The organism is Streptomyces sp. NPDC058955 (assembly GCF_042741435.1).
GTDB lineage: Bacteria > Actinomycetota > Actinomycetes > Streptomycetales > Streptomycetaceae > Streptomyces.
Genome location: NZ_JBHYKM010000041.1, coordinates 14582 through 27673, shown reverse-complemented (window position 1 = coordinate 27673; position 13092 = coordinate 14582). Strand labels below are relative to the sequence as shown.

Here is a 13092-nt window from a genome sequence, read left to right as displayed (position 1 = left end):
TACCCTCGAAGCCTGATCAGCTTCCTGGGGGGAACACGCATGTACGGACCGTCGCCCGCTCCCGCGCCGAGACCGGGCGGTGCGTCCGCCGGGGCCATCGCCGTCCGCGTGCTCCTCACCGTCCTCGTCGTCGTCTCCCTCGGCTTCCTCGCCTGGGTCGCGATGCTCCGGATCGCGATCATGCGCCGTACGGGACGGGACTGGGCCCTCTTCTGGGCCCAGCTCGTCCTCAACATCGCGTGCGTGGTCCCCCTGGAACAGCGCTTCGCCGGCACGTGGATGAACACCACGGGCATGATCGTGCTGCTCGTCCAGATGGTCGCGGTGGTCTGCTACTACCTCATCGTCGACACCCGCCACCACCACACCCCGGCCCCGGCCCTCCCCCCGGTCCCGCACGCGCCCGCGCACCCGCCCGTACCCGGGTACGGCTACGGGTACCCGCCCGTCCACCCGGGCACGGCGACCACCGTGCCGAGCCCGCACGCGAGCCCGCACCCCGGCCCGGTCCCGCACCCGTACGCGCCGCAGCAGGCCAACCCGTACGCGCACGCCGCGCCGCCCCCGGCCGCCCCGCCCACTCCCCGCATCGACCAGGTCCGCGCCGAACTCGACGAGCTCAGCGACCTCCTCCGCAAGGAAGGGGAGAAGTGAACGGCCGTGTCGTCGGCGGGCGGTACGAGCTCGCCACCGTCATCGGCCAGGGCGGCATGGGCCAGGTGTGGACCGCGTACGACACCCGGCTCGACCGCCGGGTCGCCGTGAAGCTCCTCAGCCCCGCCGCCCTCACCGGCCCCGCCACCGCCGCCGACGAACTCCGCCGCCGCTTCGTCCGCGAGTGCCGGGTCACCGCCCACGTCGACCACCCCGGCCTGGTCACCGTCCACGACGCCGGCAGCGACGGCGACGACCTGTACCTCGTCATGCAGTACGTCGACGGCGCCGACCTCGCCGACCACCTCGCCGAGCACGACCCCTACCCCTGGGAGTGGGCCGTCTGCGTCGCCGCCCAGCTCTGCGCGGTGCTCGCCGCCGTCCACGCGGTGCCGATCGTCCACCGCGACCTCAAGCCGCGGAACGTGATGGTCCGCCCCGACGGCACCGTCACCGTCCTCGACCTCGGCGTCGCCTCCGTCCTCGACTCCGACACCACCCGCCTCACCCACACCGGCGAACCCATCGGCAGCCCCGCCTACATGGCGCCCGAACAGGCCATGGGCGGCGCCGTCGGCCCGCAGACCGACCTGTACGCGCTCGGCATCCTGCTCCACGAACTCCTCTCCGGGAACGTGCCGTTCGCCGGCTCCACCGCCCTCGGCGTGCTCCACCGCCACCTCTACGAGCCGCCCCTCCCGCTCCGCCAGGTCCGCCCCGAGGTCCCCGACGCCCTGGAGGCCCTCGTCCTGCGCCTCCTCGCCAAGGACCCGGCCGCCCGCCCCTCCGGCGCCCACGAGGTCTACGAGGCGCTGCTGCCGCTGCTCCCCGCGCGCGGCACCCCCTCGGGCCCGCTGGACCCCACCCGCCCGTTCCTCCGCCCGCACGCCCCCTGGCCCGCCGCGCCCCGCCCCGCCGCCCCGGCCCCGGCGGCCCGCCCGGCCGTCGCGGACCCCCGGATCGCCGTCCCCGCCCAGCCCCCGGCCCCCGCCCAGGACCCCGCCCAGGACCCCCGCGGCGCGGACGTGGCCGGCACGGTGGAGGAGGTGAAGCGGCTCCTCGGCGAGGGCGCCCTCACCCAGGCCGTCGACCTGCTCGGCGGGATCCTCCCGGCCGCAGCCGCCGCACACGGCGAGGCGTCCCCGGTCGTCCGGATCCTGCGCAAGCAGTACGCCTCCACCCTCCTCGACGACGGGCAGTACCGGCGCGCCCTGCCCGAGCTGCGCCGGCTCTCCGCCGACGACCCGGGCAACGCCCAGTTCCGCTACGACATCGCGCTCTGCCTGGAGCAGCTCGGCGAGACCGCCGACGCCCTCGCCGCCTTCCGCGCCGTCCTCCCCTCCTTCGAGCAGGGCCCCGCCCAGGACCCCGGCCGCGCCTTCGACGTCCGGCGCCGCACCGGGCTGCTGCTGGTCGCGACCGGACAGCACGAGGAGGGCCAGGCGGAGCTGCACCGGCTCCTCCTCGACACCGAGCGGCTGTACGGGCCCTACCACCCGCCGGCGGCGGAGCTGCGCCGCGCCCTGGAGCACCAGCGTCAACTGGGGCGCCACGCCTGACGTTTTCGGCCGATAAGCGAGGGGCGGGGGCGGCATCCGTCCCGTACGGTCGGAAGCGTGACCCTTCCTACCGTCCAGCTGAACCACACCGTCATCCACTCCTCCGACCGCTCCGCCTCCGCCCGTTTCCTCGCCGGGATCCTCGGCCTGGAGGTGGGAGCCCCCTTCGGCCCCTTCCTCCCCGTCGACCTCGCCAACGGCGTGACGCTCGACTTCTACCAGGCGCCCGAAGGGCCCATCCAGGGGCAGCACTACGCCTTCCTCGTCCGTGACGAGGACTTCGACGCGATGATCGACCGCCTGGAGGCGGCCGGGGTCACCTATTTCGCGGACCCGTCCCACACCCGGCCGCACGAGGTGAACGGCCTCTTCGGCGGCCGCGGCGCGTACTTCGCCGACCCGGACGGCCACAACATGGAGATCATGACGACCCCGTACAAGCGCCCGTAGCGCCGTAGCGCCGTTTCGTTGTGGGCAATCGTTCCGCTGGGGCGGAACGGGTGGGCACAACGGAACGGCACCCTCAGCGGTGCCTCCGCGCCCCGAGCCTGGACCCGCACCCGTACGGAGCCGTACAGCCGGTGCGGGTTCAGGCGCGGAAGCCTAGGGCCCGGCAAGGGGCGCCGTCCCTGTGCCCACCCGTCCCGCCCTGCGGGACGCCTGCCCACAGGGACGGGACGCCTGCCCACAGAGACGGCGCGCCAGCGCCAGGAGTGTCGCTCCCGCCGCCGCCAGGCCCGGCAGCAGGCCCGGTGGGCGGAACGTGCAGGTCACAGTGGTCGCCGCGGTGACCCGGACGGCGAGGAGGCCCGCGTACGGCTCCGGCGCGCGGTCCTCGCAGCGCCAGCCGGGGATGGCCGGGGCGGCGACCACCACCGTGCCGGTCGTGCCTGCCGGGAGGCGGGCGGTGAGCCCCGTCGACGTGGTCTCCACGGTGACGGCGGCCCGGTCCCGCAGGGCCGTCACCGCCGCCCGGAGCCGGTCGTGGTCCAGGCAGCCGACCTCGGCCGGGCCCCTGCCCGTCGGGAGCCGGGGGCGGTCGCCGGCGGCGCGCTGGACGCCCAGGGAGGCCATCGCGGCGCGCCGCTTGGGTCCGCCGCCGAGGAGCCGCACCGGGGCGCCGGTGCCGAGGCGGGCCTCGCCCGTGCGCTCGGGGGCCCAGAGGAAGACCTCCGTTCCCACCGGGCAGGATCCGGTCCCCGCCGGGCGGGTGTACACCCCGGCGCCGAGGAGGAGTTCCTGGTTGCGGAAGGGGTCCGGGCCGAGGACGGGCGCGGGGGCCGGCGGCCGTACCGTCACGAGCGGCAGCCTCGTCGCCGTACGGACGACCTCGCCGTCCCGCCACCGGGCGCCGACCGCGAACAGCGCGTCCGTCACCGGGTTGTCGAGGCTCTGGAGGTTGCGGCCGCGGGAGGTCCAGCCGCCGCCGAGGGCGGTGAGCAGTTCGGTGAGGACGGCGGGGGTGTGGCTGCTGTAGTAGGCGGCGCCCTGGCCGCCCAGGAGCAGCGGGTCGTTGCCGGCGACCCGGGGGAGGCCCGGGTCGGTGCGGTACGCGGGCATGCCGCCGGCCGCCGCCAGGGCCGCCGCCCGGCGTTCCTGCCCGGGGCCGTACGGCGGGTAGTCGTCGAGGTGCGCCGGCCGTCTGCGGTCCGCGTACGCGGTGGTCGCGGCGGCCTGGCCGAGCAGCGCACTGGTGACGAGCAGCGCGGCGAGGACGGCGTACCGGGGGCGGCGGGGGAGCGCGAGGGCGCCCGCCACGGCGGCGAGCCCGGCGACGGCGAGGAGCAGCGCGGGCCGGGTGGCGAGGTCGCTGGGGAGGGCGCCGGCCGTCAGCGCGAGGACGACGGCGGCTCCGCCGGCGAGGGCCCGCCGGCCGGGCAGGCCGCGGGCGAGACCGGTGTGGGCGGCGACGACGAGCAGTCCGGAGAGGACGAAGGTCTGGCGGTACGGGCTGCCGTTCGGCGTGGCGAAGAGGTGCCACACCAGGTGCGTCGGGCCCCACTGGAGGGAGAGCGCCGTGCCGAGGACGAGACCGGTCCACACCCACCGTTCCCGGCCCGGCACGTCCTTGCGGAAGGCGAGCGTCGCCGCGAGCAGCAGCACCGGGGCGGCGACGAACGCGGCCGGGGTGGCGAAGCCGTACGTCCCCGGCAGCAGCCGGGCCAGCACGTCGGCCGCGCCCGCCGCCTCGAAGTCCCGGACGACGCCCGGGTACGCCTGCCGGGTCGACAGCAGGACGGGGACGAGCACGGGCGCGGCGAGGCCGGTCCCGAGCACGGTGGCCGTCGCGGCCCGCAGCAGCGCGCGGGGCCGGAAGGGGCCGGTCGTCGCCAGGCGGGCGAGGAGGAAGAGGGCGGCGCCGAGCGTCGCCATGTAGGCGGTGTAGAAGTTCGCCGTCCAGCAGACCGCCACCGTCAGCACGGACAGCAGCGGGCGGACGCCCTCGCGGGCCCACTCCGCCACCAGGCACAGCAGCGGGAAGGCGATCAGGCCGTCCAGCCACATCGGGTTGTACGTGCCCTCCACCACCGACCAGCCGCACAGGGCGTACCCGGCGCCGAGCACCGCCGGCCACCACCAGGCGGGGGCGGTGGAGAGCCGGCGCAGGAGGAACGCGGTCGCGGCCGCCGCGAGGGCGGTCTTCAGGACGGTGAGGGCGTAGACGGCGTACTCGATGTCGGCGCGCGGGGCCAGCGCGACCAGGGGTGCCAGCGGGCTCGACAGATAGGTGCCGAGGTCGGGGAGGAAGCTCGTGCCCCAGCCCGACTGCCAGTTCAGCAGGAGGCCGCCGTCGGCGCGGCCGTGCAGCAGGTCCCACAGGTGGGCGTGGAAGGGGACGAACTGGTTGGCCAGGTCGTTCACCGACCGGTGGCGCGGGCCGAAGGGGAAGACCCGGGCCGCCGCGTCCCCGGCGCAGACGGCGACGGCGGTGAGCAGCGCGGCCAGGGCGGAGGCGGCGGCCGTGCCGCGGCGGGGCGCGGGAGGGGTTCCCGGGGCGGCGGTTCCGGGGGTGGCGGTTCGCAGGGCAGTTCGCATGGCGGGTCGAATATCGCAGCGCCGGAGGGGCGCGGGACGGCCGCCGCGGGGCAGTTCACGCAATGGTCGTCTCGGCGTCACCCCGGTGGGGCGGGCGGGTCACCGGCCTGCCTTTGGGTGTCGGATGTGCTGCTCTCTCTCGTCGTCCCCTGCTTCAACGAGGAGGACGTCCTCGCCCGCTTCCACTCCCATGTGACGAAGGAACTCGACGCCCTGGAGGGCGACTTCGAGATCGTCTACGTGGACGACGGAAGCCGCGACCGGACCCTCCCGATCCTGCGGGACCTCGCCGCCGCCGACCCCGCCCGGGTCCGCTTCGTCTCCTTCAGCCGCAACTTCGGCAAGGAGGCCGCCATGCTGGCCGGTCTCCGGCACGCGGCCGGCGACGCCGTCGTCATCATGGACGCCGACCTCCAGCACCCGCCGGAGCTGGTGCACCGGATGGTCGCGCTGCACGCCGAGGGGTACGACCAGGTCGTCGCCCGTCGTACCCGGGAGGGCGACCGGGTCACCCGCACCCTCACCGCCCGCGTCTACTACTGGGCGATCAACCGGCTGGTGGACGTCGAACTCGTGGACGGCGTGGGCGACTTCCGGCTGCTGTCCCGGCGCACGGTCGACGCGATCCTCGGCCTGGGGGAGTACAACCGCTTCTCCAAGGGGCTGTTCTCCTGGGTCGGCTTCCGGACCACGACCTTCGCCTACGAGAACGCGGTGCGCGAGGAGGGCCGGTCCAAGTGGACCTTCGGCAAGCTCCTCAACTACGGCCTCGACGGCCTGCTCTCCTTCAACAACAAGCCGCTGCGCGCCGCCGTCTACCTCGGCCTGCTGCTGGTCTCGCTCGCCCTCGCGTACGCCGGCTGGATCGTCGCCGACGCCCTCGCGCACGGCGTCGACACGCCGGGTTACGTCACGCTCCTCGTCGCCGTCACCGCCCTCGCCGGCGTCCAGATGGTCATGGTCGGGCTGATCGGCGAATACGTCGGCCGCATCTACTACGAGGTGAAGCGCAGGCCGCACTACCTGGTGGCCGAGACGCACGCGGGCCGCGAGAAGGAGGGCGCCCGGGCCGACACCCGGGCGGCGGGTGCCTCGTTGTGGGAGACGGTCGTCCGGAAGTGACCCCCGTTCCACGGTGACGCGCAAGTTGTCGCTGCGAAGGAGTGGCTACGGCCTCGGCGACTCCCTACCATCGATCACCGCAAGGTCGTCCAACTGACGCACGACCAGCCCGGGAGGCTCCTTTGCACCGCCGCGACCGCCGCCACGACAGCCCCGCACGCCGCCGCACCGCGTTTGCCCTCTCCGCCGCGCTCCTCGCCGCGGCCCCGCTGCTGACCGCCTGCGGCGGCGAGGCCCATCCAGGGGCGGCGGCCGTCGTCGGGGGCGAGCGGATCGACGTCTCCGCCCTGCAGGCCGAGGTGCGGGCGGCCCGCGACGCGCAGTCGGCGTCCCCGCAGTCCGCCCAGCTGATCGCCGCCACCGGCGACCTCGGCCGGCAGAAGCTCAACGGCATGATCTTCGACCGGATCCTCGGCAAGGTCGCCGCCGACCAGGGCGTCACCGCCAGCCGCGCCGAACTGCAGGAGACCCGCGAGGCGTTCGTCCGCGAGAACGGCGGCAAGGAGGGCCTGGAGGCCGTCCTGCTCCAGCAGCAGGGCGTCGCCCCCGGCCAGATCGGCGACGTCGTCCGGCGCAACGTCCTGATGACGAAGATCATCGAGAAGCTGGGGATCACCGAGACCCCCGAGGGCCAGCAGAAGCTCCAGGACCTCTTCGCCACCGCGTCGAAGTCCCTCGACATCGACGTGAACCCGCGCTACGGCGCCTGGGACGACACCAAGGTCCAGCTCGACACCGGCGCCGACACCGCCCCCTGGCTGGTCCGGGTCACCCAGGGGCAGGGCGCCGCCGGAGCCGAGCAGCTGCCGGGCTGACCCCGCTCCCGGGGTAGGTTCGAAGGGTGACTTCCGAGAACCCCGGCCGCGTCGTCCTGCTCACCGCCAGCCACCGGGTGGCGCCCGGACTGCTGTCCTGGCCCGCCTGGGAGGCGCTGCGCGGCGCCGACCGGGTCCTCTGCCCGGACGAGCACCACCCCCAGCTGCCCTATCTGCGGGAGGCGGGCGTCGCCGTCGAGCACCTCCGCCCCACCGCGGAGGAGCTGGTCGCCGCCTGCGCCGGGGGCCGTACCGTCCTGGTCCTGCCCTCCGGCGAGGGCGACCGGGGCCTCACCGACGGGCTCGCGCGACTGGCCGGCTCCGGCCGGATCGCCATGCCCGACCTGGAGCTGCTGCCCGGCTCGTACGACCTGCCCGGCGCCCGCCTCCTCGACCTCGTCCAGGTCATGGACGTCATCCGGCGCCGGTGCCCCTGGTCCTCGCTCCAGACGCACCAGGGCCTCGCCAAGTACGCCATCGAGGAGGCGTACGAACTGGTCGAGGCGATCGAGGCCGGCGACCGGCACGAGCTGCGCGAGGAGCTGGGGGACGTCCTCCTCCAGGTCGTCTTCCACGCGCGGATCGCCGAGGAGGACGCCGAGGAGCCGTTCTCCGTCGACGACGTGGCCGGCACCCTCGTCGAGAAGCTGATCCAGCGCCATCCGCACATCTTCGGCGACGAGACCGCCGAGACCCCCGAGGACGTCCGCGCCCACTGGCTGGCCGCCAAGGCCGTCGAGAAGGGCCGGGAGTCCGTGACCGACGGGGTGCCGGTCGGGCAGCCGGGCCTGGCGCTCGCCGCGAAGCTCGCGAGCCGGGTCCGCACGGCCGGACTCGACGTGCCGCTCCCGGAGGGCGCCGGCATCGGCTACGAGCTGCTGGCCCTCGCGGCCCGCGCGGAGGCCGACGGCGTCGACCCGGAGGCGGCGCTGCGGGCGGCGGCCCGGGCGTACCGGGACGCGATCCGGGCGGCCGAAGGGCTGTGAGGGCCCGCGGCCGGCCCACCGCCGCAGTGGGTTTCGGATGGGTAGTATCCAGAACATGCAGATGAGCGAGGGCGTCGAGTGGGCGCTGCACAGCTGCCTCAACCTGACCTGGGTGGAGGACGGGGCGGCGGTCAAGGCGACCCAGCTGGCGGCGTTCTACGAGCTGCCCGCGGCCTATCTCAACAAGCAGCTCCAGGCCCTCGTCCGGGCCGGCATCCTCACCTCCACCACCGGCCCGCGCGGCGGCTTCCGGCTGGCCCGCGCCCCGGGCGACATCACGGTGCTCGACGTGGTGACCGCGATCGAGGGGGCCGAGGACGCCTTCCGCTGCCAGGAGATCCTCCGCCAGGGGCCGGGCGGGCGCGCGGACGTCGACTACCGCAGGACGTGCGCCGTCTCCGGCGCCATGCGCCGGGGCGAGCTGGCCTGGCGCCGGGAGCTCGCCGCGCAGACGCTCGCCGACCTCAAGGCCGAGGTCGAGGGCCGGCGGCCGCGCACCCCGGAGACCACCCGCCGGCGGTTCGCGAGCCTCTGACCGGAGCCGTCAGGCCTGTCGCGGGGCGCGTGCCGCCGGGTCGTGCCAGTGGACCGCGGGCGGCTGGAGCAGCCACTCGGCGCGGGAGGCCGGGCGGGCGCTGAAGCGGCCGACCGGCGGGAGGGCGTCGTGCCGGGTGCGGGCCGGGTCGGCGCCCAGCTCCGCCAGGACCTCGGCGACCTCGGTGAGGAAGCCGGGCGGGCCGGCCAGATGGACGTCGTGGTCGGGCCAGCGCCCGCAGGCCCGCAGCGCGGTCAGCAGGCGCTCGGTCGCCTGGTCGCGGGGGTGGCGGGGGGCCGAGGTGATGTGCGTGACGCTCAGGCCGGGGAGCCGGGCGGCCAGCCGGTCCAGGTCCTCCCGCCCGTACAGGTACTCGCGGGACCGGGCCACCATGAAGATCCGGCCCTCGGCCGCCGGGTCGGCCCCGGCCGCCTCCTCCAGGAGGGCCTTCACCGGCGCCCAGCCCGTACCGGCGCATATGTAGGTACGCAGCTCGCCCGGGGCCGTACGGCAGACCGCCGCGCCGCCGGCCGCGCTCAGCCGCAGCGTCTCGCCCGGGCGGACGTCGTCCACCAGGGCCGTGCTCATCGCCCCGCCCCGGATGCGGCTCACGTGCAGGTCGAGGGTGCCGTCCGGGCGGGGGGCGTTGCCGAGCGAGTAGGTGCGCCACACGCGGGGGACCCGGAGCGAGCTGACGCCGGCGTACTGGCCGGGGAGATAGGGGAACGGCCGGCGGGGGCGGAGGGTGAGGACGGCCAGGTCGTCGCCGTGCCGCTCGTGGCCGACGACGTCCGCGTCCCACCAGGCGGGCTCCCCGGCCGCCGCGGACTCGTCGGCGCCCCGCAGCATCATCTCGGCGACCCGCCCGTACGCCTCGGACCACGCCTTCTCCGCCTCGATCGTCCACGCCGACCCGGCGGCGTGCGCGAAGGCGGCGAGCAGGCTCTCGCCGACCGCCGCGTAGAGGGCGGGGGTGGCGAGGAACTTGCGGTGGTCGCGGCCGAGCCGCCCCAGGTAGTCGGGGAGCCCGGGCTCGTCGAGGCCGGTCACCACGTGGGTGAGCGCGGCGAACAGCCGGTCGCGCTGCGGGGCCATGTCCTCGGGGAAGAGCTCCCGCACTCCGGGGTTGCGCCAGAAGAGGTGCGAGTAGAAGTACGTGACGGCGTGTTCGGCCCGTCTCTCGACGACCGCGAACGTGCTTCTGAGCAAGGGGAGGTCCACGCGGGAAATGTAGGGCACGGGCCGTCACGGCGTGGTCACCGGCCGGTGATCACGTCAGGTCGGCCGCGGGGGCCCGGTGGCCCGGACGGTACGGTCGGGGCGTGAGTGAAGGACCCGCCCCGACGCCCGGTACGCCCGGAACGCCCCGTACGAGCCCCGCCCCGGCCGCCGCCTCCTGCCCGGTCTCCGGCGCCGCCGACGGGCCGGTGCCCGCCCTCTTCAGCTGGGAGTTCGCGAGCGACCCCTACCCGGCGTACGCCTGGCTGCGGGAGCACGCGCCGGTGCACCGGACCACCCTGCCCAGCGGCGTCGAGGCCTGGCTCGTCACCCGGTACGCGGACGCCCGGCAGGCCCTCGCCGACCAGCGGCTGTCCAAGAACCCCGTGCACCACGCCGAACCGGGCAAGACAGGCATCCCGGGCGAGCGCAGCGCCGGTCTGATGACCCACCTCCTCAACATCGACCCGCCGGACCACACCCGGCTGCGGCGCCTGGTGTCGAAGGCGTTCACCCCGCGCCGGGTCGCCGCCTTCGCGCCGCGCGTGCAGGAGCTGGCGGACCGGCTGATCGACGGCTTCGCCGAGCGGGGGAGCGCCGACCTCATCCACGAGTTCGCCTTCCCGCTGCCCATCTACGCCATCTGCGACATGCTCGGCGTCCCCGCCGAGGACCAGGACGACTTCCGGGACTGGGCCGGGATGATGATCCGGCACGGCGGCGGCCCGCGGGGCGGGGTGGCGCGGTCGGTGAAGAAGATCCGCGGCTATCTCGCGGAGCTGATCCACCGGAAGCGGGACGGCCTGGGGGAGGAAGGGGCCGACGACCTCATCTCCGGGCTGATCCGCGCCTCCGACCACGGCGACCACCTCACCGAGGCCGAGGCCGTCGCCATGTGCTTCGTGCTGCTCTTCGCCGGCTTCGAGACGACCATCAACCTGATCGGCAACGGCACCTACGCCCTGCTGCGCAACCCGGACCAGCGGGCCCTCCTCCAGTCCTCGCTCGCCGCCGGGGAGACCGGGCTCCTGGAGACCGGCGTCGAGGAACTGCTGCGGTACGACGGGCCGGTCGAGCTGGCGACCTGGCGGTACGCGACCACCGGCCTCACCCTCGGCGGGCAGCCGATCCCGGCCGGCGACCCGGTCCTCGTCGTCCTCGCGGCGGCCGACCGCGACCCGGACCGCTTCGGCGCGCCGGACACCCTCGACCTCGCCCGCAAGGACAACCAGCACCTGGGCTACGGCCACGGCATCCACTACTGCCTGGGCGCGCCGCTCGCCCGGCTGGAGGGGCAGACCGCGCTCGCCACCCTCCTGACCCGCCTGCCGGACCTGCGACTTGGCGCCGATCCGGACGAACTGCGGTGGCGCGGCGGGCTCATCATGCGGGGGTTGCGCACGCTTCCGGTGGAGTTCACCCCTTCCGCACCCCGTCACGGCGGATGACGGCGTGTCAGAAATGTGATCTTCGCGTGATCGCGCAGCCATCGACTTGTGACGGACGTTCGAATGCGGCTACGTTCGCGCCAACGTTCGGCCCCATCCCGGCCGTCCCAGGCGCACCCGCCGTCCCCGCCGTCACGCGAAAGGCCCCGACATGCTTTCCGGAAACGGACGACACCGTCGACCCCGCCAGGCTCCCGCGCTCGTCGTCACCGCCGGAGTGACCGGATCCGCCCTGGCGCTGCCGCTGCTCGCCACCGGCTCCGCCTCCGCCGCCGACGCGGCCACCTGGGACCGGGTCGCCGCCTGCGAGTCCGGGGGGCAGTGGAGCGCCAACTTCGGCAACGGCGCCTACGGCGGCCTCCAGATGACGCAGGAGGCGTGGGAGCGGCACGGCGGACTCGCGTACGCCCCCAGCCCCGACCTCGCCAGCCGCGCGCAGCAGATCACCGTCGCCGAGAAGGCGCTCGCCTCCGGCAGCACCGACTGGGCCACCTGCGCGCCCATCGCCGGTCTGGAGAACGACGGCAGGGCGACCGGCGTCCAGCCGGGCCCCGCGGTCCAGGAGGAGGAAGAGGGCGGCGTCGCGCCCGAGTCCAACTGGACCGGCGGCACCTCCACGAGGGCCGCCGCCGACGCCCGGCCGGAGGCGACGGAGACCGCCGGGACGACCGCGCCGGCCACCGAGCGCGCCGACAAGGCGGAGCGGGCGGCCGAGAAGGCGGCGGGGACCACCACGGCCCCGGCCGCGCCCACCGCCCCCGCGAAGTCCGCCACCACCCCGGCGCCCACGACCCCGGCCCCCACGGGGACGGTCACGCCGCCGCCTGCGACCACCGCGCCCGGCGCCCCGGACGCCTCCACGGGCACCCCGGACGCCCCGGTCGCGTCCCCGGACGACTCGAAGGCGCCCGTGACGCCCACCACTCCGGTGACCCCCGGCGCGGACGGGTCTGACGTGTCGTCGGCCACACCCGGGACGGGCAAGCATCGGGGCGAGGCGGCACCGGAGGAATCCGACACAACGGACACCTCTCAGGATTCCGGTCGACATGCCGCAGCTGCGGACAAGGTCACCTCAACCCCCGTCAACTCGGGCGCAAGTGACGCGTACACCGTGCGGCCGGGTGACAGCCTGTCGGAGATCGCTCAGGCGAACGACCTCGCCGGCGGCTGGGACGCGCTCTATGACGCCAACCGCCAGACGGTCGGCGCCGATCCGGATCTCATCCTTCCTGGTCAGAGCCTTGAACTGACGGACCCCGCAGCGGAGAAGTGAGGTCGTTTCAGGGCTGTATGTCCGATTTTGGGAAAGTGAGACATGGGTCTCTTCGTCCCAACTGGCGTGTCACGTCCGCAAACTTTGCTTCCGTCAGCTCTCACCTGCGCAAACGAGGTCTGACGGAGTGCAAGTAAGGGCGATTTGTCCGTCGTAAGGCCCTTTGAACTTCGAGCACCTGTGTGTCTACGGTCGACACCGCTCGCCACCGCGGGCCCCGTCGACCGAAACGCCGAGTCCTGCCGTCGGCCGCCGGGAACTGTCGTCGCGAAAGCGCCGCAGGCAGGAGTGGGGGACCCAAGGTTTGCGCCGGTCCCGGCCGTTGAGACTGACGGCCGAACGGACCGGCTAGGGGTGAAGCCGCGTGCAAGGACACGCGGCCGGGCGAACTCTTCAAGCCCGAACCCGACAGCTCACCTCACAGGCGTCGGTGAAGAGGAAAC

At 74.7% G+C, this 13092-nt stretch carries 11 protein-coding genes and 1 riboswitch; of the genes, 9 read left to right on the top strand and 2 right to left on the bottom strand.

Features of this window, described 5'->3' with window-relative positions:
- Positions 1-39: 39 nt before the first annotated feature.
- Genes ACFW1I_RS18010 through ACFW1I_RS18000 form a run of 3 tightly spaced genes read left to right on the top strand, consistent with a single transcriptional unit; the run spans position 40 to position 2663 of the window.
- Complete coding sequence (locus ACFW1I_RS18010) at positions 40-654, top strand: hypothetical protein (protein WP_384670719.1); 615 nt, start codon at positions 40-42, stop codon at positions 652-654.
- Positions 651-2213, top strand: coding sequence for a protein kinase (locus ACFW1I_RS18005; protein WP_384670717.1), 1563 nt, complete (start codon positions 651-653; stop codon positions 2211-2213). Before ACFW1I_RS18010 ends, ACFW1I_RS18005 begins: the two co-directional genes overlap by 4 nt.
- Before the next feature lie 57 nt (positions 2214-2270).
- Entirely contained in the window at positions 2271-2663 is a 393-nt protein-coding gene (locus ACFW1I_RS18000; RefSeq protein ID WP_384670714.1) for a VOC family protein, read from the top strand.
- 153 nt (positions 2664-2816) lie between these two features.
- Here ACFW1I_RS18000 and ACFW1I_RS17995 read toward each other — a convergent pair whose 3' ends face one another.
- Positions 2817-5249 (bottom strand): YfhO family protein, encoded by a 2433-nt coding sequence (locus ACFW1I_RS17995; protein ID WP_384670711.1) that lies wholly within the window; start codon positions 5247-5249, stop codon positions 2817-2819.
- A 126-nt stretch (positions 5250-5375) separates the two neighbouring features.
- Here ACFW1I_RS17995 and ACFW1I_RS17990 point away from each other — a divergent pair, with 126 nt between their 5' ends.
- From ACFW1I_RS17990 to ACFW1I_RS17975, 4 genes are all read left to right on the top strand, one after another.
- Positions 5376-6371 (top strand): glycosyltransferase family 2 protein, encoded by a 996-nt coding sequence (locus tag ACFW1I_RS17990; protein ID WP_319007641.1) that lies wholly within the window; start codon positions 5376-5378, stop codon positions 6369-6371.
- Positions 6372-6493: 122 nt separating this feature from the next.
- Complete coding sequence (locus ACFW1I_RS17985; RefSeq protein ID WP_384670709.1) at positions 6494-7186, top strand: SurA N-terminal domain-containing protein; 693 nt, start codon at positions 6494-6496, stop codon at positions 7184-7186.
- Between the two features lie 26 nt (positions 7187-7212).
- Positions 7213-8172 (top strand): nucleoside triphosphate pyrophosphohydrolase, encoded by a 960-nt coding sequence (locus ACFW1I_RS17980; RefSeq protein WP_384670707.1) that lies wholly within the window; start codon positions 7213-7215, stop codon positions 8170-8172.
- A 55-nt stretch (positions 8173-8227) separates the two neighbouring features.
- A complete protein-coding gene (locus ACFW1I_RS17975; RefSeq protein ID WP_384670705.1) occupies positions 8228-8707 on the top strand; it encodes an RrF2 family transcriptional regulator in 480 nt (159 codons plus the stop codon).
- Between the two features lie 9 nt (positions 8708-8716).
- Here ACFW1I_RS17975 and ACFW1I_RS17970 read toward each other — a convergent pair whose 3' ends face one another.
- Entirely contained in the window at positions 8717-9928 is a 1212-nt protein-coding gene (locus ACFW1I_RS17970; RefSeq protein ID WP_384670702.1) for a globin domain-containing protein, read from the bottom strand.
- Between the two features lie 101 nt (positions 9929-10029).
- On the opposite strand from ACFW1I_RS17970, the gene ACFW1I_RS17965 reads away from it, so the two are divergent.
- Together ACFW1I_RS17965 and ACFW1I_RS17960 are read left to right on the top strand one after the other, a co-directional pair.
- A complete protein-coding gene (locus tag ACFW1I_RS17965; RefSeq protein ID WP_384670699.1) occupies positions 10030-11373 on the top strand; it encodes a cytochrome P450 in 1344 nt (447 codons plus the stop codon).
- Positions 11374-11524: 151 nt separating this feature from the next.
- Positions 11525-12649, top strand: a complete 1125-nt coding sequence (locus ACFW1I_RS17960; RefSeq protein ID WP_384670697.1) for a transglycosylase family protein — start codon at positions 11525-11527, stop codon at positions 12647-12649.
- A 264-nt stretch (positions 12650-12913) separates the two neighbouring features.
- Positions 12914-13091: riboswitch (cyclic di-AMP (ydaO/yuaA leader) on the top strand.
- The last annotated feature ends 1 nt before the right edge of the window (position 13092 follow it).

What these genes read in the sequence shown, in the direction of transcription:
- ACFW1I_RS18010 (WP_384670719.1), top strand. Translation starts at nt 40, where the DNA reads ATGTACGGACCGTCGCCCGCTCCCGCGCCGAGACCGGGCGGTGCGTCC.
- ACFW1I_RS17995 (WP_384670711.1), bottom strand. Translation starts at nt 5,249, where the DNA reads ATGCGAACTGCCCTGCGAACCGCCACCCCCGGAACCGCCGCCCCGGGA.
- ACFW1I_RS17960 (WP_384670697.1), top strand. Translation starts at nt 11,525, where the DNA reads ATGCTTTCCGGAAACGGACGACACCGTCGACCCCGCCAGGCTCCCGCG.
- ACFW1I_RS17975 (WP_384670705.1), top strand. Translation starts at nt 8,228, where the DNA reads ATGCAGATGAGCGAGGGCGTCGAGTGGGCGCTGCACAGCTGCCTCAAC.